The following is a 20,463-nucleotide window of genomic DNA, read 5'->3' as shown; positions in this document are numbered from 1 at the left end:
CCCGAATTGTGGGTAGGGATCGCGATTTAGTGAGTCGCGGCCAAAATCGAGCGCGCGGATAAGAAAAATCTGAAAAAGGTCCAGCGAAGGGCTTTTCAATGGATGTAACACGGTGTTGCATAGGGGCGTGGCAAAAGTGATCGGTAACACATTGCGGACGCTGCGTCCGCGCCCCCGCGTGCTTCGAGTTGCAGCCGCCGGGATCGGCACAGCGGCGCTGCTCGGCGCTGCCCTGACGATGCCGGGCGCGGAGGCGGGCGCATCGACCAGTGTGCCGCCTCAGGGTGGCAACTTCGTCGGACTCGCGGCAACTGGGCCCACTGATCCCTTCACGCCGCCTGTGCTCACTCCGCAGACGATCATCGACCACCCCGATCAGCTGCGCACCGGTGGGGTCAACTGCGCCCGCCCGGAGCCGCTGCCGGCCGGCAATGCGGGTGACGGCGGCGGCCACGGCTATCGGGTGCCCTTCCTGATGTCCATCACCGACGGTCGCGCCCTGGCCGGCTACAGCGCGGCGGCCAAGGCCCACGGCCAGTTCCCCTTCGGCACGGGGGCCGTGGGGATCACCGGATGGGTCCGGGGCTGGATGACGCTGCCCTCGCTCGAGGTGGTCGTCCCCGACGACGGCGTGACCCTGTGCGGTGGCACCGGCGCCTACTGGTCGCGGATCGCCGATCTGGAGACGCCGGAGGCCGGCACCTTCGTCGGGCTCGCGGCGTGTCCGGCTCCCTGTTGGCTGCAGGCGCTCTTCGACGTCGCTCAGGACGGTCCGGTTCGGGCCGCGGTGACCGGTGTCGCCGCCGATGGCTCGCTCGAGTTCGAGGCGGCGATGGCGATCGCCATCCGGATCCGCACCCGCTACGGCTCCGGAGGGGACCAAGCGACCATGGACTGCACGACCCGGGCCGAGCTGAGCCTCGCCACCGCGCCGGCACCGCTGATCCAGCAGTTCCGCCCGATCCCGAGCCCGTTCACCGATCGCTCGCAGTGGACGCCGCCGGCCAACTACGACCTGTACTTCAAGCCGGAGTATCCGATCGCGGTCGACCCGCCCGAGCGCTATTACATGCCGCCGCGGGCCCTGGACGGCGCGATCGTCGGCGGCAGCGCCACGCTGGCCGACGCGCGGGTGCTGATCCCCGCGGCGCGCAACAGTCCGGCCGGCAGCCCGCTGCCGCGCGGGCTCTGCGCGAGCGCAGATCCGGCGGCGGGCGGAGTCAGCCTCGTCTCGACTCTGCTCGACGTCAAGGACGCGCGGGGCCACAACGCCATCCCCGCTCAGGCGTACATCTCCGAGGGAGCGCCCCAGTACGTCGGCTGGGACGTGCAGCCGGGCGCGGTCCAGACCAGCATCGACCTCACCATCGCCGACATCGGCATGCCGACCGGACTGCCGTCCGGGTTCGGCTTCTCCTAGAGCATCGACTGTTTCCGAGAGAAAGGAGGCTATCTGAACGGCCCGCAACAGATCGCGGGCATCTGCGCAAACCAACCTGATGAAAGGCAACACTGGCTATGTCAATCCACCTCAAGACCCTGCGGAGGACGGCCGTCGGCTTCGCGACGGGGGCTCTCGTCCTCGCCGGAGCGACGCTCTCGCCCGCGCACGCCGCCAACACCTGGGAGCTGGGCTACAACGACGGCACCCTGGCTGCCCCCGGTGACATCATCACCAACGTCAACACGGCCTCACTCCCGACGAAGCTCAAGTTCAGCGGCCTCTACAACGGCGCGCCGGCCAGCATCGACTGTTCGATCGCGACGGGTCAGCTGTCCTACACGGTGCCGTCCCCGCGCCCCTCGGCTGCCCCGGGCGGCACGATCAGCGTCGGGATCACGCCGCCAGCCACGATCACGAGCTGCATCGAGAGTGTGTCGATGAACAGCGTCACGGTCTACAACCAGCCGGGGGTGGCGTGGACGCTCAATGTCACGGTGCCGAGCGGCACCACGCCGAGCCCCTGGGCGTCCACGTTGACGGGGTCGATCCACATCCCGCAGAACAGCATGGTGGTGCGCTCGAACTTCCTCGCCGACGTCACTGGCAACCCGCCCTGCGTCATCCAGGGCCCGGCGGACGCCGGGGGCCTGACGGTGAACGGTCAGTACAACGCAGCGCCGAGCGCGGGAACGGCAACCCCGACCAGCCCGCTTCCGCAGTTCCAGATCATCGACACGGTGACCCCGGCGACCGCACCCTGGTACACCGCAACGCCGTTCAACCAGTGCCCGGTCACCGCGACGGGGACCTTCCGCCCGCAGTTGCAGAGCGCCACCGTCTCGCTCCGCAAGGGTACGAAGACACCCACCGTCGTTTACGTCCCGTGAGCGGCCTTCCCTGAGCCCCGAGCAAGCCCTGGGGTGAGGGGCGGAGAGCCGGTTGCCGGCCGCCGAATGTGGCGGCGGCCGGCAACCGGTCGGCCGAGCGCGGGACGCTCACCGGGCCTATCGACCAGCAGTGCCTGCACGACCCCGCGGGACGCGCCCGCGGCGAGAGACCAGCGACACCTCAACCAAGGAGATACTGTCATGCCCCCCAAGATCCGCCTGCGGCGCTCTGCCGTCGGGCTGGCCGCCCTCGCTGCGGCCGTCGGTACCGTCGGCTTGGTCGGCGTTGCGGCCAGCCCGGCCCGTGCCGATGTGCTGCCGCCGGCGCTGGAGAAGTTCGCGAACTGCCCAGTGCAGAACCCGGATGTCACCTCGTGCTACTACATCGAGACCAACAACACCTCGCTGACCGCCGGTTCGTTCCCGACCATGACCAGCGCCGACCCGATCATCATGCAGTTCGGCGGGATCCCTGACCTGGTCAACGAGACCACCATCGAGGTCGCGCCGGCCAACGGGGTCTCCGCCCTGACGGCCTCGCCGATGGAGGTTCCCGGCGGCATCCTCGGCATCCCGGGCGCCTCGGGGCCGTTGGCGGCCTATGTCACCCCGGAGATCGTCGGCCTGCCCGAGCTCAACCTCAGCAATCTGAACACGCCGACCGATGAACCGGTGATGAACCTCAACCTCAAGGCCAGGATCTCCAACCCGTTCACCGACGCACTCACCATCCTCGGCACCAAATGCACCATCGGATCGAACTCCTCGCCGATCAAGCTGAACCTGACGACCGGCACCACCAACCCGCCGGGACCCAACACCCCGATCTCTGGGGTTCCCGGGACGTGGGACTTCAGCCAGGTCGGTGCCGGGGTCATCAAGATCACCGGCCAGACGGTGGTCGACAACGCCTGGGCCCTGCCCAAGGCCGCCAACTGCGGCCTGACCGGGGCGCTCAACCCGATCATCGATCTCGCCGACGGTCAGGCTAACGCCGGGCCGGGCCACAACACGGCCATCTTGAAGACGACCATCTACCAGGCGAGCGCCGCACGGGTGCGCGCGGCGCTGGCGGCGCCCGGCAACCAGGTCGCGGACGCCGGCTTCGAGGACCCGGGTATGGGGCCGTGGGAGTGCGTCCGGCAGTGCGGCGTCGACCACGGTCTGGGCAACGCCCGCACCGGCACCGGCAACGGCTGGGTGCGCAACACCGAGGACTGGAACGACATCCACCAGACCATCTCGGTGGCGCCGAACACCGACTACACGCTGACCGGGTGGGTCCGCACCTCGGCGAGCAACGAGAACGGCTACTTCGGGGTGCGCACCGTGGACGATGCCGTGATCGGCGAGAAGAAGTTCGGCCGGCTCAACGGCTACACCCAGTTGAGCGTGAGCTTCAACTCCGGCGACCGGACCCGGGTCGAGGTCTACGGCGGGGTGCACCCGACCTGGTGGCGCGACACCTGGGCCCAGTTCGACGACTTCTCGGTGACTGCGAGCTAGCGGCGCCGAGAGGCCGCGACGCAACCAACTCGATCGGCGGTCCGGAGCGCACCCGGCGTCCCGGACCGCCGATCACCTCTCCTTCTCCAGATCAGTCAAGGACATCCATTGATCCCTCCCACGCTCCGCCGCTCTCGTTGTTCGGCCCCCTTCCTGGCGGCGTCGACGATGTCGGCCGTCGTGATCCTCGCGATGCTGCCCGGTTCCGCGGCCCCGGCGGCGGCCCCGCCGGCGGGAGCGTCGGCACCATCGTCGGCGAGGCTGGCTGCGGAGGTGCCGCTGCCCGCCGCTTGCAGGCCGAACCCGGGCCCGCCCCCCACCGAATACGGCTTCGTCGCACGGGTCACGGAGGGCAGCGTCACCGGCCCCGGGCCGCTGAGGATCGTCGACGTCGACGTCTCCGTGTGCGGGGTGATCCGGTTGGTCAACGCGCAGCCGGGCAGCGGCTGCACCGGCATCCAGGCCCAGTTGGTCATTCCCGCCGAGGGCGTCGTCACCAACGGACTGAACGCCAGCCTGGCCATTGCCGGGGCGCCGGTGATCGACAACGTCCCGACCAAGGTGAACGCCGCTCCGATGAGCAGCGATGTCGCCTGTGGCGACTCCGTCGGGGGCTTGAAGATGGATCTCAGCCTGAAGGTCGACGGCTCCGCCGGCGTCTTCGGGCTGCAGTGCAGGGTTCCGCTCACCGGGCGGGTCCATGCGACCGTCAGCGGGGCGCTGCTCAGTCCGCCGTACCGGGGACAGGCGACCATCAAGGGGGCGGTCGAGGTGGGCGCGGTGAGCAACCACGACGAGTTCTGCCCTGGCCGCCTGCCACGGCGGCTCAACGGCCTTGTCGGCCTGCCGGCCTCGGGCTACCAGGTCGACTGGCCCGCCGAGGTCTCCGTCTACCAGCCCTCGTGACCTCCCCTTCGTCTCTCTCGGGGCTGTTTGCCCGGATCGATTCGCCCACTACTGAAGGAGTGTTTCCTGTGCGATTTCGGATGTTCATCGCGTGGACGGGGGTGACCGGCCTGCTGGCCGGTGGCACCCTGGTCGCCGCGTCACCCCAGGCCCGCGCGGCCGAGACCGTGCCGCCCGAGCGTGCCGGCGTCGTTGAGGTCATCGGGATCGACATGTGGTCCGGCAACACCCCGATCCGGGAGAGCTATCCCTTCACCGGCGGGCCGACGGGACCCTGGATCGGTGTCAACGCTGGATCTGACAGCGAAGTCATCTACGGCGTCCGAGCCGATGCCGGCCTGGATCTCCTCACGCCCAACGCCGCCCCGGTCTGGCAGGTGCCGCCGGCGTTAAGCGGCGAGAAGGTCGTCTCCGTCTCTGCGGGGAGTACCACCAAGGGCGCGTTGACCGATGAGGGTGTACCCCACCTGTGGGGCCTCTACGCGGCCGACTACGTCTTCCCCGCCGACCAGGCCACGCTGGGAGGCAAGCCCGTCCAGATCGCCGGGTTGGGGCTGAGCACGGCACTGCTGCTCGACACCGGCAAGGTCGGCCTGGCCCGCAACGACGGCACCTATCAGATCCTTGCGGCGCTGGGTGAAGATGTCGAGGAGATCGTCCCGGCCGGCATCGGCTTGGCGGTGCGGCTGGGTGACGGCGGATCCCGCTTCTGGAACGCGAATACCGGCGAGGTGACCTCGCCGCCGGCGCCGATCGCGGCCGCGCTGGTCAACGACCCGCTGGTCGACGTCGACGCTGGGGACAATGGCCAGGTCGGGGTCACCGCGTCCGGCGCTGTCTACGTCTGGGGCTACGCCGGGGATGCCATGCCGGGCTGGACCGCATTCCCTGCCGACCAGAGCGGCGCTCGCGGCAGGGTCGTCGAGGTGGCGAGCGGGTCTAACCAGTCTGGGTACCTCGCGCGCACCAACACCGGCGACCTCGTCTCCTGGGGCAGCAACGACAGCATCGCGCCGGATCCGGCGAGTCAGGCCATCATGACTGACCTCGCCGAGGAGCTGAGTGGCCCGGGCGTCGTCCGGATCGCCAACGGCTACCAGACCTTCCGGGTGATTGTCGGCCCCGAGGTCGCCGAGTTCGTCGACACGCCGAGCATCGCGGGTACCCCGGAGGTGGGCAGCACGCTGACCGGCACCCCGGCGACCTTCAGCCTCGATGGCGTCACGGTGGCCAACCAGTGGCTTGCGGATGGCGCCGAGATTGCCGGTGCGACCGCCACCACCTTCGAGCCGACCAGTGCGCAAGTGGGGAAGAGCATCACCTTCCGCAGTTCCACCGTGCACGAAGGCGACACGCTAGAGGCGACCTCGGCTGCGGTCGGGCCAGTGACAGAGCCGGTGGCTGCTCTGGAGGTTGATGCCCCGCCGACGATCGCGGGTACGCCCAAGGTGGGGAGTACGTTGACGGGTACGCCGGCGACGTTCAACGCGACGGACGGTGTGACGCTCAGTAACCAGTGGTTGGCTGATGGCTCGGAGATCGCTAGTGCGACCGGCACGACTCTCGTGCTGACGAGCGCTCAGTTGGGCAAGCAGATCACCTTCCGTACGACTGCCGTGCGCGGTGGGGAGACGGTGCCGTCGACGTCGGCTGCGGTCGGGCCGGTCACGGAGCCGCTGCCGGACCTGGCGGTCGGTGACCCGCCGACGATCGCGGGTACGCCGCAGGTGGGGAGCACGCTGACGGGTACGCCGGCGACGTTCAACGCGACCGACGGTGTGGTGCTCAGCAACCAGTGGTTGGCCGATGGTGCGGAGATCGACGGTGCGACCGGAACGACGTTCGTACTGACGAGCGCTCACCTGGGGAAGTCCATCACCTTCCGCACGACGGCTGTCCGCGGCGGCGAGACGGTGCCGTCGACTTCGGCTGCCGTCGGGCCGGTCACGGAGCAGGTGGTCGTCAATCCGCCCGTCCCCGGAGACACGCCCGAGTGTCAGGCCGCCAAGTCAGGTGCCGTTGCGGCGCAGGCTGCCCTCGGCGCGGCCCAGGCCAAGGCGACGAAGGCCAAGACCAAGCTGAAGAAGGCGAAGAAGGCGAAGAAGCCGGCGAAGGTCAAGAAGTTGAAGGCCAAGCTGAAGAAGGCGAAGCAGGCCCAGAAGGCAGCTGCCGCGGCGGCGGCCACTGCCAATGCGAACGTCACGACGAAGTGCAGCTGATCGAGGCGGCCTAGCGTCGAGTAGCTGCCCCGTGGCGCGGGGACCGAGTTCCCGCGCCACAGGACGGGCCGGCGCTCGCCCGCGCCGAGTCATCCCCTTGTCCGGCGCCGGTGCGCGTCGGTCCCGATCGCACGACCGGCGCCACATCTCTCCCGCGGCGCCGGTCGTGCCCCTTCGTCCGCGACAGTGCCCCTCGCGCATGGTGGTGTCAGGAGTTCCTCATGATGAGCCGCCTCGTCGACAGGGTCGTCGGCAGCATCGTTGCCGACGACGGCATCGCGGGTCGGGTCGCCAGCTATGTCATCGATCGCACCCCCGGCGCGATCCTGAACGTGCTGGTGAACCGAACTCCGGCCCGCGTCGTCGAGCGCATCGCCCGGCGCGTCGCCGCGGATCCGCCGTGCTGTCGTGTCGGCTGCGGCTGGGCTCTCCTTGAGGGCGAGGAAGGGTCTCGGGTGGATGATGACGTCACCTGACGTCGTGTCGGAACCGTTCGGGATCATGATCGCTGACGAGCCGGTGCCGACAGTGGCGGGCCGACGGCACCGATCGTGGTTCGCCGCTGCCGCGATGGGGTCGCTCCTGTCGCGCGATCGGCCGACGTCTGTCCACAGGATCGTCTCGAGTCGCTGCCGTCCACAGATCGTCGCTCTGAGGAGTCCCGGCGTCGCCGCTGACGCCTACGCTGGCGAAGCTGCTGGCGATCGTCATGTCGGTCGCGCACACTGAAGGAGTGGAGCTCACCATGGACCTCGAGACCTGGGTATCGCTGGGCGCCCTGATCGGCGTGGCCGCGACGCTCTACGGCCTCCTGGCCGGCAAGATCGACAGGATCGATGCGAAGATCGATGCGAGATTCGACGCCGCGCGGGACGAGGCGAACTCCGGCATCGCCGGCCTCGACGCGAAGGTGGATGCCACGCGGAGCGAGCTGAGCGCGAGGATCGACGCGACGCGGACTGAGTCGAAGGCAGATATCTCCGATCTCGGCAACAGGATCGACGCGACGCGCAGCGTGTTGATCGAGCGGGTCGAGGCGACGCGCAGCGAGTTGATCGAGCGGGTCGAGGCGACGCGCAGCGAGTTGATCGAGCGGGTCGAGGCGACGCGCAGCGAGTTGACCAAGCGGGTCGAGGCGACGCGCAGCGAACTCCGGGTCGACATCCAAGCGCTCGACGGCCGGATCTACGCGCTGGCGACGGGTCTGCATCTGCCGACGGGGCCGACCGCTGCCGCCACGGCGGCCGGGAGCGACGCACCGGGTGGGGGATCCAGCGGTCGCGCCGGCTAGGCCCCGACGTCGAGGTCCTGTGCGTGCCCGCCGCGGGCCTACGAGCCGGACGCCGACTCCTTGATCAGGTCCCAGGGCTCGACATCCAGGGCCTCGGCGATGCCGAAGAGCGTGCTCAGCCGGAGGTTGATCGGACGGCCCATGTCGAGCCGTCCGGCGGCCTCGATCACCTGCACGTGGTTCTTGGTGCAGCCGGCGAGGTGGGCCAGCGTCTCCTGGGTCATGTCCTTCTCGTCGCGCAGCTCGCGCACCCGCTTCCCGAGCAGGCGACCGGCTTCCGCGTCCCAAGGCACGGCCGCATCGTGGCGATAAGGCCTCACAAAGAACACCAATAGAAGAAAGCCTTCTATAGATGGCTGACCGTCGGATCCTGGCGACTCATGCCGGGAGGTCGCCGGACTATGCTGGCGCCGAACGGGTGACCAGGTAGGGGGAGTGACTACCTGGGGTGCATGCTCGTTGGGGCTGGGAGCCTGTGACGTGGGAAGGGGGACGGGCCGGGCTGTCGGCGGCGCCGGCTCGGACGACGAGATGCCAGCTGTGGATCAGCGGGCTGCACGGACCGAGAAGATCCTGGCAGCCACCCGTGCGCTCTTCGATGAGCGCGGCATGCGCGACGCGCATGTCGAGGACATCGCCCGCGTGGTCGGGATCAACCGCGCGATCGTGTACCGGCACTTCTCCAGCAAGGAGGAGCTCTTCGCCTTGACGCTGGTCGGCTACCTGGCCGACCTGAACGACCTGATCACGCAGCGGCTCGACGAGGCGGCCTCGCCGTCCGACCAGCTGCGCGCGGTGGCCGGGGCCTTCCTCGACTTCGGCCAGGAGCACCCGGCCTTCGTCGACTGCGCCCTCGTCCTGCTGCGGCGGCGCGGCGACGAGCTGCTCAAGGAGATCAGCGAGGAGACCATGCTCAAGCTGGGCATGGGCATGGCCACCGGCTTGGGCCGGATGACGGCGATCCTGGAGAAGGGGAACGCCGCGGGGGAGTTCCACGTCGCGGACCCCGGCATGCTGTCCAACCTCTACTACGCCCAGGCGCTCGGGGTCCTCAACCTCACCCACATGCGCCTCGCCGTCCGCGAGGAGGATCCGGGCCTTCCCGGGACCGAGGTGATCCCGTACCAGCCGGTGAAGGAGTACGTCATCGAGACGGCCGTCACCATGGCCCACGGGGACGGTCCGGCCACCGCCGTGCGCGACGGCGTCTAGCCTGCCGCCGTGGATCCGACCTGTGCCGAGGTCACCGTCGGGTCGCGCACCGGCCGCGCGGTGCTCGCCGCCGCGATCCTCGGCTCGTCGCTCGCGCTGCTCGACAGCACCGTCGTCAACGTCGCCCTGCACCGGATCGGCGAGGACCTGGACGCCAGTCTCGAGCAGCTCCAGTGGGTGTCCAACGGCTACCTCCTCAGCCTCGCGTCGCTGACCCTCCTCGGCGGGTCGCTGGGTGACCGGTACGGACGCCGTCGGATCTTCATGACGGGCGTCCTCGGCTTCGCGCTGACGTCGGTCGCCTGCGGCCTCGCGCCGACGGCGCCACTGCTGATCCTGGCCCGGATCGCCCAGGGGGTCACGGCGGCCCTGCTCGTCCCCGGCAGCCTCGCGATGATCCAGGGCACCTTCGCGCCGGCCGACCGGTCCCGGGCGATCGGGACCTGGTCCGGCCTCGGCGGCGTCGCCACCGCCGTCGGTCCCTTCGTCGGCGGCTGGCTGGTCCAGGCGGTGAGCTGGCGCTGGGTGTTCCTGATCAACCTTCCCGTCGCCGTCGTCACTCTCCTCGTGGCCCGCCGGGTCCCCGAGACCCGCGACCCGGCATCCGTGCCCGGTTTCGACGCGGCCGGTGCGGTGCTCGGCACGCTCGGGCTCGGCGGCATCACCTACGCGCTGATCGAGTGGACCGGCGAGCCGAGGGTCGCGCTCGTGTCGCTCGCTATCGGTCTCGTCGCGGGGGTGGCGTTCGTGGTCAACGAGCGCCGCCGTCCGCACCCCATGCTGCCCCCGGCGCTGTTCGCGTCGCGCCAGTTCAGCGCGGCGAACGCCATGACCCTGTTGACGTACGCCGCGCTCGGCGGGGTGCTCTTCTTCCTCGTCCTGCAGCTCCAGACGGTCGCCGGCCTCGGTCCGCTCGAGGCGGGTCTCGCCACCTTGCCGATCACCGTCGTGATGCTCCTGCTCGCCGGGCGCGGCGGCGCCCTCGCGGGCCGGATCGGTCCCCGCCTGCCGATGACGGTGGGACCGCTGCTCTGTGCCGTCGGGACCGTGCTGCTCAGCCGGGTCGACGAGGATCTCCACTACTGGAGCGATGTCGCCGTCCCTCTCACCGTGTTCGGGCTGGGACTCGCCACGCTCGTGGCGCCGCTGACGGCGGCGGTGCTGGCCGCCGCGCCCGACCAGCATGCCGGCGTCGCCTCGGGCGTCAACAACGCGGTGGCCCGCGCCGGATCGCTGCTGGCCGTGGCCGCGCTGCCGCTGATGGTCGGCCTCGCCGGCGGGGACTATCAGCGGCCGGAGGTCTTCGGCGCCGGCTACCGCGGCGCCATGCTGTGGTGCGCCGGACTGCTCGTCGCGGGCGGCGTGCTGTCGTGGCTGCTCATCCGCAACCCCGATCGGGAATGACGGGGAGGAGTGCTGGCTCGAAGGATTGGAGAGACGTGGAGCAAGGTTGCTACGGATCGAGAGCAGCGAGCACGCCCCTGTGCGTGAGACCTGCTGTCTTGCGGCAGCGGCGTTAGACTGGCGTCATGACGACTGCCGAGGTCATCCGCGCCGCGATGCAGCTGTCATCCGTCGAGCGCGAGCACCTGGCATATGCACTGTTGGACAGCATCGAGGGCGCGGGCGAACGCGCCACGAGGCTGACCACGCTCCGAGCGGAGGTCCAGCAGGGCTTCGACGATCTCGCCCAGGGCCGCTACGTCGATGTCGCGGATGCCGACCTCGACGATCTTGTCGCGGACATCGGCCGTCGCGCTGCCCAGCGGGTCGACGCTGAGCATGCCGGTTGACTTCCGACTCAGCGAGGCAGCACTGAACGACATTGACCACGTTCTGGCAATGTCGTATCGGCAGTTCGGTGAACAGGCCCGTCTACGTTATGAGGCGCTCATCGCGGCGGCCCTTCGCCACGCGGCCCAAAGCCGGGACAGTGCGCTGCTCAAGCGCCGCCCAGAGCTCGGTGCCGACGTTCTGAGCTGGCACCTGAGGAACAGTGTGGTGCGAACGTCGAACGAACGAGTCAAGCGGCCCCGGCACGTGCTGTACTGCCGATGGGAAGGCGAGAGGCTGGCCGTCGGTCGGTTCCTTCACGAGGTCATGGACCCGCGACTGCACCTTGATCCAGCAGCCGACTGGGCGTAGGGCCAAGCGCCGACCGTCGCTTCAGTCCGCGAACAGCCCGCGGATGTCGTCGGCGCCGATCGACGTGCTCATCGCGCCGTCGCCGTCGATGACCTGCGCGAACAGCTCGGCCTTGCGCGCCTTGAGCTCCATCACCTTCTCCTCGATGGTGTCGGTCGCGACCAGTCGGTAGACGTGGACGTGGCGGGTCTGGCCGATCCGGTGGGCACGGTCGACCGCCTGCGCCTCGGCGGCCGGGTTCCACCACGGATCGAGCACGAACACGTAGTCGGCCTCGGTCAGCGTCAGACCGGTGCCCCCGGCCTTGAGCGAGATCAGGAAGACCGGCGCGGCGCCGGAGCGGAACCGCTCGATGACGGCCGCGCGGTCGTGGGTCGACCCGTCGAGGTAGGTGGTCGTGATCTCGGCGTCGTCGAGACGTGAGCGGACCCGGGTGAGGAAGGAGGTGAACTGGCTGAACACCAGCGCCCGGTGGCCCTCCGCGGTGATCTCGCCGAGGTGCTCGACCAGCAGGTCGAGCTTCGTCGAGCCGACGGTCTCGTGCTCGTCGTCGACGAGGGCCGGGTCGAGGGCGAGCTGGCGCAGGCGGGTCAGGGCGCTGAAGATCGCGACCCGGTTGCGGTCGAAGTCCTCGACCAGCCCGAGGATCCTCTGCCGCTCCTTGGCGAGGTGTGTGTCGTAGATCTTGCGGTGCGCCGCGCCCAGGTCGACCTGCAGCACCTGCTCCTGCTTGGGCGGGAGGTCGTCGGCGACCAGCTCCTTGGTGCGGCGCAGCAGGAACGGCTTGATGCGGGCGCGGAACCGGTCCAGCACCGTCTGGTCGCCGTCGCGCTCGACGGGGCGGACGACCTTGTCGTTGAAGGTGCGCGGCCACGGGTAGAGCCCGGGCACGGTGATGGAGAGCAGCGACCACAGCTCCATCAGCCGGTTCTCGAACGGCGTGCCGGTCACCGCCAGCTTGAACGGCGCCGCGACGGCCCGGACCGCCTGATAGGTCTTGCTGTGGTGGTTCTTGGCCTGCTGCGCCTCGTCGAGGACGAGCCCCGACCACGCCTGTGCGGCGTACTCCTCGTGGGCCAGCCGGACCAGGGTGTAGGTCGTGACGACCACGTCGTGGTCGCGGGCGAGCGCCGCCACGTCGTCGGTACGACGCGAGGCGATCGCCACGCGCAGTCCCGGTGCGTGGCGCGCGGCCTCGGTGGCCCAGGCGGTGACGACACTGGTGGGCGCGACGACGAGGAAGGGCGCGTCGTCGGGCCGCTCGGCACGGGCATGGGTGATCAGCGCGAGGACCTGGAGCGTCTTGCCGAGCCCCATGTCGTCGGCGAGCACTCCGCCGAGGCCGTGTTGCCACAGGAAGGCCAGCCACCAGAAGCCCTCGCGCTGGTAGCTGCGCAACGACGTGGCGAGGCCGCGGGGCTCGGGCCGGGGGATGTCGGTGAGGTCGCGCAGCGCCTGGGCGCGCTCCACCCACGCCGCGGCCTGGGCGTCGACGAGGCCGGTCTCGGCGAGCTGCGCCCACAGCCCGAGGTCGTGGTGGCCGATGCCGATCCGGTCGGCGTCGCTCTCGCGCAGCTCGGCGGCGGCGGTGACCACCTCGCGCAGGCGGTCGAACTCCGGTCGGTCGGTGGTGACGTAGAGGCCGCTGGGCAGGACCAGGAACTCTAGGTCGAGGGTGAGGGCGGCGAGCACGTCGGGCAGCGGGATCTGCTCGCCGTCGACGGTGACCGTCACCGCGAGGTCGAGCCAGTCGGTGGCGCCCGGGTCGGGCTCGACGAGGTCGAAGCGGATCTCGGGCGCGACGTCGGCCTCGCGGAAGTCGGGGCGCTCCTCCTCGACGACCCGCACCCCCGTGATCTCGCGCAGGTGCGGCAGGTCGTGCATGGCGAGGCTGAGCGCGTCGCCGTCGGTCACGGTCGAGACCTGCAGCAGCGCCGGCGGGACGAGGGAGAGCACGGCCTGCTCGGCGGCGCGGTCGCGCACGCCGCCGAGGGAGTCGCGGCTGGTCAGCGGGCAGCTCCGGGCGGGATCGTCGCCGTACTGCCAGTGCCAGGCGAGACCCGCCTTGGTAGAGGTGTGCCATGACACGGTCAGCACCAGCGTCGGTGTCAGCGGCGCGGGGAGCTCCACGACCGAGTCGGCGGCGCGCACCGGCACCAGCCGCATCAGGCCGGGCAGCGTCTCCCGGAACTCGGCGAGGTCGGTCGGCGGGACCAGGATCGGCGGTCCGTCCACGAGGTGGCGCAGCGCGGGCGGCACCGGCGCCGTGGTCGTCGCGATCACGAGGTGCCCGGCATCGTCGAGCAGTCCGACCACCGAGGCCGGGGAGCCGACCAGCACGACGGACTCGCCCCGCCAGGTGTGCTCGCCGAGGCTGACCGCGGCGCGCAGGGTCGTGCCGCCGTCGACGTCGCCGAGCTCGGCGACGACCTCGGCCGGCTCGTCGGCGATCGCCACCGAGCTCAGCGGGCGGGCGGCGAGCAGCTCCACCCCGGCGTCGCGGGCGTTGCGTAGCGCGCGCACGACCTGGTCGCCGAACTCGTCGAGGGACGGCGCCACGCCGGCCGAGTAGTAGCCGCGATGACCTGCCCACTGGGTGTGCAGCGCCGCCAGCGCGTCGGCCTGGCGGGCGACGAAGCCGCGCGGGCTGCCGGCCACGTCGCCCCAGTCGGCGCCGGTCTTGATCCACGGCTTGCTCTTGCCGCGCCGCAGCGGCCGCACGCGCAGGGTGGGGCCCGCGCTGCGATAGCCGCCGCGCCCCTGGTCGAGCGAGATCTCCAGCGCCAGCGGCACCTCCTCGCGCACCAGCGGCTGCTGCCGCTCGAGCTCGCCCACCAGCCGCTCGACGGAGCGCCGCCAGGCCGCCTCGCCCGCCGGCGAGGTGAAGGTCCGGCGCAGCGTCAGCGCGAGCGCCGCGCCGTGCTTGCACACCGACCGCACCGGACACGTGCACACGGTGAACACCCACCCGGCGTAGCCGGACTGGGGCGCCTCCGCGTGGAGCTGGACCTGGTAGGGCACCGGACGGCTGCCGGCGACCTCGGCGGTCGCCGTCACGGACGAAGCCGAGAGCAGTCCGATCTCCGGTCGCTGCACGTCGCCGCGGGCCACGATGCCCCGGGCGCGCTCCAGCGTCGCGGCGTCGAAGTGACGCGCCAGGAAGTCGTCGGTGAGCTCGGCGAGGATGTTCACGGTCCGCTCATCGTGGCACGCGGGACCGACGCCACCGACATCCCTCCACAGGCCCCGCTCAGCGTCGGGTGCGTCGCCGCTTCCCACTGCCCTCGGGGAAGGGCCACGCCACCGTCACCGATCCGCCCGCCGGGAGGGCTGCCCAGCGGGCGGCGAAGTCGTCGTACCTTGCGAACAGCCGATCGAGCAGGCCCGGGTCCACCCCGCTGTCCTCGACCCGGCCGGGCCAGGCGGCGTCCGGCCGGCGCCGGCCCCGGGCCACCTCCCACAGGGCGACGGTGAGCGAGGCGAGCCGCTCCGAGCGCGCCATGTCGGCCGACTCCTCGGGCGTCGGTGCCCGGCGGTTCTTCAGCGAGGCACGGCGGGCCGCGGGGTCCAGCGGCCAGAACAGCCCGTCGTCGCCGTCGGCCGCCGCCAGCCGCCCGTAGACCGCGCCGCGGATGCCGTCCTCGATCTCGACGAGCAGGTGCGCCACGTCGTGGGGTACGGCGTCGCTGTGGCCGGGCCCGTTGCGCGGGGCCAGTGCGGCGCCGGCCGTCCGGCGTACCGCGATCTCGTACCGGCCGGCGAGCTTCGTGAAGGTCACGTCCACCCGCACCATGCTCGGGATCGGCGGGCGGATGGGCAACCGGATTAGGTGGTCCCGCGGCACCTCTCAGTCGGTCGCGTCAGTCGGTCGCGGTGCCGAGCAGGCGCTCCGGGTGCCGGGCGACGTAGTCGGTCACGGGCAGCGGCGCGCGCCGGCGATAGCCCTGGGGCAGCCAGAGGTCGCCCTGCTCGGACAGGTAGAGGATCTGCCAGCGGTAGAGGCCGGCGAGGGCACCGGGGTCGCGCTCGAGGATCCGGGCGTAGGCACGCACGCCGCGCACGTAGCCGGTGTGCCGGTTGTAGGCGTGCAGCGCGCCGTCGATCCGGTCGGCACGGGCGCCGCCGTTGGCGGCGAGGTAGCGGGCCGCGGCGAGGATCGCGTCCCGCGGGTCGTCGATGTCGCCCTCGCCGTACGCGGCCCAGGTCGCGGGGACGAACTGCATCGGCCCCCGCGCGCCGGCGGTGGAGTAGCCGCGGATCTTGCCGAACCCGGTCTCCACGAGGTTCACGGCCGCCAGCACCTCCCAGGGCACGCCGAATCGCCGCTCGCCCTCGTCGTAGTGCGAGCGCAGCTCGGGGAGGGGAGCGGGACGGACGATCCGCCAGGCCGGGACCTCGTCGGACAGCCGGGTGAGCACGCTGCGCAGCTCGTCGCGGGCCTCGACGTGGTCGGCCATCAGCTCCCGGTAGGGACCCGCCGCCGCGAGCACCGTCTCCCGCCAGCCGGAGCGGCGCGCGAGCTGCCGGTAGAGCACCTGGGTCTCGAAGGCGGCCTGCGCCAGCGCCGGCTCGTCGGTGTCCGGTGCGCGCAGGGCGTCCTCGGCGGCGACCAGCCGCCGGGCGAGCTCGGCCGCATCCGCGGCGAGGGCGGGAGGGGCGAGGGCGGGAGCGGCGAGGGCGGACGCCGCCGGACCGGTCGAGGGCGCCGCGGGGTCCGAGGGCACCGGCGCACCGGAGGGTCCCGACGGACCGGTCGGTGCGCTCGACCCGGCGTCCGGGCTGGACGCGGCCGGCGCCGGCGTGCGGGGCGGCGCGGGCGCGCCGCCGCAGCCCGCCAGCAGGGCGGCCGTCGCCGCGAGCGCGACCGCCGGCCGCGGGCGAAGCATCAGTCCCGCTCGCCGCCGGGCACCCAGAGGACGTCGCCCTGGGCGCGGTTGGCGTACCGGGCGAGGATGAACACCAGGTCGGAGAGCCGGTTGAGATAGGTGATGGCGACCTTGTTCATGATCTCGCCGTGCACCTCGTACGCCGCCCACGCTGCCCGCTCGGCACGACGGATCACGGTGCGCGCGACATGGAGCTGCGCGGCGGCGGGCGTGCCGCCGCTGAGGATGAAGGAGCGCAGCTTCGGCAGGGACGCGTTGTACTCGTCGCACCAGCTCTCCAGCCGGTCGACGTAGTCCTGCTCGACCCGCAGCGGCGGGTACTCCGGCTCGGCGACCACCGGCGTGGACAGGTCGGCGCCGACGTCGAAAAGGTCGTTCTGCACCCGGAACAGCACCCGGACCACGTCGTCCTCGAGTCCGCCGGTCGCGACGGCCACGCCGAGGTGGGCGTTGGCCTCGTCGACGTCGGCGTAGGCCTGGAGGCGCAGATCGGTCTTGGTCGTGACGCTCATGTCGCTCAGGCGGGTCTGGCCGGCGTCGCCGGTGCGCGTGTAGATGCGGGTGAGGTTGACCATGACTCGGAGCGTAGTCCGCGGGGGCCGCCGAAAAACTTCGGACCGAGATGCAACCGATCGGACTGCTGGAGCGTCATGGGGGTAACAGGCGTGTGGGGCGTCTGTCCGGATCGATCTCGGGAGGGGAACCATGGGAGCACGGCAGTCCACTGTCATCTGCGTCGAGCATGTCCTCGGCGAGCCGGTCCTGGTCCTGGGCGGCGACCTCGACGTCCGGTCGACCGGAGAGCTCCGGGCGGCGGTCCACGACCACATCCACCGGTGCGGCACCGACCGGATCAGCCCGGTCGTCATCGACATCAGCGCCGTCCGCTCGGTCGACGCCACGGCGCTGAAGGTCATCGCGGCCGCCAGCCGCCAGGCCCAGCGGTACGGCGTGCGCGTCGTGCTGCGCGGCGCCCGGCCGACCGTGCGCCGGATGCTGCACCTCACCCGGCTGATCCGGCTGATCGAGCTCGAGCGCGAGCCGATCCCCGCCTGACCCGGCCCGGCGTTGTGGAGAACCCCACACGTCAGGCGGTTACCAAGGGGTAGTGATCGGCCTACGCTTCGGCCTATGAGCACCTCGCCCGACGCAGCCGGCACGGCCGGGAAGGCCGGATCCACGCGGCACGCCAAGGACCGCCCGTGGGTGATGCGGACCTACGCCGGTCACTCGACCGCCGAGGCGTCCAACGCGCTGTACCGCACCAACCTGGCCAAGGGCCAGACCGGTCTGTCGGTCGCCTTCGACCTGCCGACCCAGACCGGCTACGACCCCGACAGCCCGCTCTCGCGCGGCGAGGTGGGCAAGGTCGGCGTACCCGTGCCGCACCTGGGGGAGATGCGCAAGCTCTTCGACCAGATCCCGCTCACCGAGATGAACACCTCGATGACGATCAACGCGACGGCCATGTGGCTGCTCGCTTTGTATCAGGTCGCAGCCGAGGAGCAGAACCCCGATCTGTCCCCGTCGGAGGTCGCCCACAAGCTCGCGGGCACGACCCAGAACGACATCATCAAGGAGTACCTCTCGCGCGGGACCTACGTGTTCCCGCCGGAGCACTCGCTGCGCCTGATCGGCGACATGATCGCCTACACGGTCCACGAGATCCCGAAGTGGAACCCGATCAACATCTGCAGCTACCACCTGCAGGAGGCCGGCGCGACGCCGGTGCAGGAGATCGCCTACGCGATGTGCACGGCGATCGCCGTACTCGACCAGGTGAAGAACTCCGGCCAGGTCTCCGACGACGACTTCGAGAAGGTCGTCGGACGGATCTCGTTCTTCGTCAACGCGGGCGTCCGCTTCGTCGAGGAGATGTGCAAGATGCGCGCCTTCGTCGACCTGTGGGACGAGATCACCCGGGAGCGCTACGGCGTGACCGACGAGAAGATGCGCCGGTTCCGCTACGGCGTCCAGGTCAACAGCCTCGGCCTCACCGAGGCACAGCCGGAGAACAACGTCCAGCGCATCGTGCTGGAGATGCTCGCGGTGACGCTGTCCAAGAAGGCCCGTGCCCGCGCCGTCCAGTTGCCCGCCTGGAACGAGGCGCTCGGCCTCCCGCGGCCGTGGGACCAGCAGTGGTCGCTGCGCCTGCAGCAGGTCCTCGCCTTCGAGTCCGACCTGCTCGAGTACGACGACATCTTCGACGGCTCGCCGGTCATCGAGGCCAAGGTCCGCGAGCTGGTCGAGGGGGCCAAGGCCGAGATCGACCGGGTCCAGGCGATGGGCGGCGCGATCGCCGCCGTCGACTCGGGCTACATGAAGCAGGAGCTCGTCTCCTCCCACGCGCGCCGCCGTGCCGCCATCGAGGCCGGCGAGGAGATCATCGTCGGCGTCAACAAGTTCGACACCACCGAGCAGAGCCCGCTGACCGCGGACCTCGACGGCGCGATCATGGTCGCCGACCCGGAGGCCGAGCGGTCCGCCCTCGCCTCCGTCGAGGCCTGGAAGGCGCAGCGCGACCAGGCCGAGGTCGACGCCGCGCTCGCCCGCCTCGCCGAGGACGCCAAGACCGGCACCAACCTGATGGCCGCCACGCTGGCCGCCGCCCGTGCGGGCGCGACGACCGGCGAGTGGGCCGGCACCCTGCGCGAGGTGTTCGGCGAGTTCCGCGCCCCGACCGGCGTCGCCGGCGCGGTCGGCGTCGCCGAGGCCGGCGCCGAGCTAACCGCGGTTCGCGAGGCCGTGCGGACGACGGGCGAGGAGCTCGGCGGACGGCTGCGCCTGCTGGTCGGCAAGCCCGGCCTCGACGGTCACTCCAACGGGGCCGAGCAGGTCGCCGTCCGGGCGCGCGACGCGGGCTTCGAGGTGATCTACCAGGGCATCCGGCTCACCCCCGAGCAGATCGTCGCGGCCGCCGTCGCCGAGGACGTCCACTGCGTGGGCCTGTCGATCCTCTCCGGCTCCCACATGGAGCTCGTGCCCGCCGTCCTCGACGGACTCAAGGCAGCCGGCATGGGCGACGTGCCCGTCATCGTCGGCGGCATCATCCCCGAGTCGGACGGGAAGGCGCTGGTCGAGCTCGGTGTCGCAGCGGTCTACACGCCCAAGGACTTCGGGCTGACCGAGATCATGGGGGGCATCGTCGAGGTGATCCGCAGGGCGAACGGCCTGGCCTGACGGCGGCGCTCGCCCTTGTAACTAAGGGTTACAGACGCGATTTGGGGCTGATGTGACCAGAGTGGTGGATAACCGTGCTGTAACACTTAGTTACATGTCGTCGGCCGCGATCACCCGGGACACCGATTCCGGATCGCGGCCCACGACCGTCGTACCGTCGGACGCCGTGAGGATCGGGCGCTGGATCAGCTGCGGATGGACGGCCATCAGGTCCAGCCACTGTGCGCGATGCGCGGCATCCCTGCCCGGCAGGGAGACGCCGAGCTTGCGGGCGTCGGCGGTCCGGGCGATGTCCCACGGCTCCAGCGCGAGCCGGGCCAGGATGTCCTCGAGCTCGGCGACGGTGGGTGGCTCGTCGAGGTAGCGGCGCACGGTGTAGTCGGCGCCGGCGGCCCGGAGCTCGCTCTCGGCGGTGCGGCACTTCGAGCACGCGGGGTTGAGCCAGATCTCGATCACGACCGCACCCTAGCCACGAAACCGGGGGTGCCGGCGCCCGTCGCGCGGGATGGACGTGCTGCCCGGCGTGACGTGGGTCACTGCGGTTAGGTCTGCCTACCCTTCGTGACTTACCCTGCTGTCGTGGGTAAGGGCAAGAAGAAGTCGAAGGGGAAGCAGAAGCTCCCCAAGACGAAGTGCTGCGTCTCGAAGTCGAAGTGCGGCCGCTGCCCCCTGCGCATGCTCAAGGAGGGCACGCTGCCCGACGGGCTCACCGTGAAGCGGCGCGTGCTCGTGACCACCAGTGGCAAGAAGGTCACCAAGAAGGACCTCCAGAAGGCTGCCTGAGCGA

Annotated in this window: 20 protein-coding genes; 14 read left to right on the top strand and 6 right to left on the bottom strand. The window is 70.8% G+C overall.

Annotated elements, in window-relative coordinates:
• Window positions 1–340: 340 nt before the first annotated feature.
• From ACPZVR_RS04940 to ACPZVR_RS04910, 7 genes are all read left to right on the top strand, one after another.
• Window positions 341–1,420 (top strand): hypothetical protein, encoded by a 1,080-nt coding sequence (locus ACPZVR_RS04940; protein WP_436698462.1) that lies wholly within the window; start codon window positions 341–343, stop codon window positions 1,418–1,420.
• Between the two features lie 98 nt (window positions 1,421–1,518).
• A complete protein-coding gene (locus tag ACPZVR_RS04935) occupies window positions 1,519–2,331 on the top strand; it encodes a hypothetical protein (RefSeq protein ID WP_436698461.1) in 813 nt (270 codons plus the stop codon).
• A gap of 201 nt (window positions 2,332–2,532) precedes the next feature.
• Window positions 2,533–3,837: a carbohydrate binding domain-containing protein gene (locus tag ACPZVR_RS04930; protein ID WP_436698460.1), complete on the top strand. Its 1,305-nt coding sequence runs from the start codon at window positions 2,533–2,535 to the stop codon at window positions 3,835–3,837.
• A 168-nt stretch (window positions 3,838–4,005) separates the two neighbouring features.
• On the top strand, window positions 4,006–4,743 hold the full coding sequence (locus tag ACPZVR_RS04925; RefSeq protein WP_436698459.1) for a hypothetical protein: 738 nt from the start codon (window positions 4,006–4,008) through the stop codon (window positions 4,741–4,743).
• Between the two features lie 80 nt (window positions 4,744–4,823).
• Window positions 4,824–6,962, top strand: a complete 2,139-nt coding sequence (locus tag ACPZVR_RS04920) for a hypothetical protein (protein WP_436698458.1) — start codon at window positions 4,824–4,826, stop codon at window positions 6,960–6,962.
• 221 nt (window positions 6,963–7,183) lie between these two features.
• Entirely contained in the window at window positions 7,184–7,438 is a 255-nt protein-coding gene (locus ACPZVR_RS04915; protein ID WP_436698457.1) for a hypothetical protein, read from the top strand.
• A 257-nt stretch (window positions 7,439–7,695) separates the two neighbouring features.
• The gene (locus tag ACPZVR_RS04910; RefSeq protein WP_436698456.1) at window positions 7,696–8,253 is read left to right on the top strand and encodes a hypothetical protein; all 558 of its coding nucleotides are present in this window, start codon (window positions 7,696–7,698) and stop codon (window positions 8,251–8,253) included.
• Between the two features lie 38 nt (window positions 8,254–8,291).
• On the opposite strand, the gene ACPZVR_RS04905 is transcribed toward ACPZVR_RS04910, so the two are convergent.
• Window positions 8,292–8,546: a helix-turn-helix domain-containing protein gene (locus ACPZVR_RS04905; RefSeq protein ID WP_436698455.1), complete on the bottom strand. Its 255-nt coding sequence runs from the start codon at window positions 8,544–8,546 to the stop codon at window positions 8,292–8,294.
• A 238-nt stretch (window positions 8,547–8,784) separates the two neighbouring features.
• Between ACPZVR_RS04905 and ACPZVR_RS04900 the strand changes: the two genes are divergently transcribed.
• From ACPZVR_RS04900 to ACPZVR_RS04885, 4 genes are all read left to right on the top strand, one after another.
• Window positions 8,785–9,465: a TetR/AcrR family transcriptional regulator gene (locus tag ACPZVR_RS04900; RefSeq protein ID WP_436698454.1), complete on the top strand. Its 681-nt coding sequence runs from the start codon at window positions 8,785–8,787 to the stop codon at window positions 9,463–9,465.
• 9 nt (window positions 9,466–9,474) lie between these two features.
• Window positions 9,475–10,869 (top strand): MFS transporter, encoded by a 1,395-nt coding sequence (locus ACPZVR_RS04895; protein ID WP_436698453.1) that lies wholly within the window; start codon window positions 9,475–9,477, stop codon window positions 10,867–10,869.
• A 125-nt stretch (window positions 10,870–10,994) separates the two neighbouring features.
• Window positions 10,995–11,258, top strand: a complete 264-nt coding sequence (locus tag ACPZVR_RS04890; protein WP_436698452.1) for a hypothetical protein — start codon at window positions 10,995–10,997, stop codon at window positions 11,256–11,258.
• Window positions 11,248–11,610, top strand: coding sequence for a type II toxin-antitoxin system RelE/ParE family toxin (locus tag ACPZVR_RS04885; RefSeq protein WP_436698451.1), 363 nt, complete (start codon window positions 11,248–11,250; stop codon window positions 11,608–11,610). Before ACPZVR_RS04890 ends, ACPZVR_RS04885 begins: the two co-directional genes overlap by 11 nt.
• Window positions 11,611–11,631: 21 nt before the next feature.
• Here the strand turns inward: ACPZVR_RS04885 and ACPZVR_RS04880 are convergent, their stop codons facing one another.
• The 4 genes from ACPZVR_RS04880 to ACPZVR_RS04865 form a co-directional block, all read right to left on the bottom strand.
• The gene (locus ACPZVR_RS04880) at window positions 11,632–14,802 is read right to left on the bottom strand and encodes a DEAD/DEAH box helicase (RefSeq protein ID WP_436698450.1); all 3,171 of its coding nucleotides are present in this window, start codon (window positions 14,800–14,802) and stop codon (window positions 11,632–11,634) included.
• 58 nt (window positions 14,803–14,860) lie between these two features.
• Window positions 14,861–15,394 (bottom strand): hypothetical protein, encoded by a 534-nt coding sequence (locus ACPZVR_RS04875; RefSeq protein WP_436698449.1) that lies wholly within the window; start codon window positions 15,392–15,394, stop codon window positions 14,861–14,863.
• A 76-nt stretch (window positions 15,395–15,470) separates the two neighbouring features.
• Window positions 15,471–16,496 carry a lytic transglycosylase domain-containing protein gene (locus ACPZVR_RS04870; RefSeq protein WP_436698448.1) on the bottom strand — a complete coding sequence of 342 codons (1,026 nt, stop codon included), beginning with the start codon at window positions 16,494–16,496 and terminating at the stop codon, window positions 15,471–15,473.
• Window positions 16,496–17,071, bottom strand: coding sequence for a cob(I)yrinic acid a,c-diamide adenosyltransferase (locus tag ACPZVR_RS04865; RefSeq protein ID WP_436698447.1), 576 nt, complete (start codon window positions 17,069–17,071; stop codon window positions 16,496–16,498). The genes ACPZVR_RS04870 and ACPZVR_RS04865 overlap by 1 nt, the downstream gene beginning before the upstream one ends.
• A gap of 130 nt (window positions 17,072–17,201) precedes the next feature.
• Between ACPZVR_RS04865 and ACPZVR_RS04860 the strand changes: the two genes are divergently transcribed.
• Both ACPZVR_RS04860 and ACPZVR_RS04855 read left to right on the top strand, forming a co-directional pair.
• Entirely contained in the window at window positions 17,202–17,552 is a 351-nt protein-coding gene (locus ACPZVR_RS04860) for an STAS domain-containing protein (protein ID WP_436698446.1), read from the top strand.
• 75 nt (window positions 17,553–17,627) lie between these two features.
• The gene (locus tag ACPZVR_RS04855) at window positions 17,628–19,676 is read left to right on the top strand and encodes a protein meaA (RefSeq protein ID WP_436698445.1); all 2,049 of its coding nucleotides are present in this window, start codon (window positions 17,628–17,630) and stop codon (window positions 19,674–19,676) included.
• Window positions 19,677–19,766: 90 nt separating this feature from the next.
• Here ACPZVR_RS04855 and ACPZVR_RS04850 read toward each other — a convergent pair whose 3' ends face one another.
• A complete protein-coding gene (locus tag ACPZVR_RS04850; protein ID WP_436698444.1) occupies window positions 19,767–20,132 on the bottom strand; it encodes an ArsC/Spx/MgsR family protein in 366 nt (121 codons plus the stop codon).
• Between the two features lie 123 nt (window positions 20,133–20,255).
• On the opposite strand from ACPZVR_RS04850, the gene ACPZVR_RS04845 reads away from it, so the two are divergent.
• A complete protein-coding gene (locus ACPZVR_RS04845; protein WP_282400113.1) occupies window positions 20,256–20,459 on the top strand; it encodes a hypothetical protein in 204 nt (67 codons plus the stop codon).
• Window positions 20,460–20,463: the final 4 nt, after the last annotated feature.

Source organism: Nocardioides segetis, assembly GCF_051390595.1.
In the GTDB taxonomy this organism is placed as follows: domain Bacteria; phylum Actinomycetota; class Actinomycetes; order Propionibacteriales; family Nocardioidaceae; genus Nocardioides.
The sequence above is the reverse complement of the archived record's forward strand: the minus strand, read 5'-3'. Positions and strand labels throughout refer to the sequence as shown.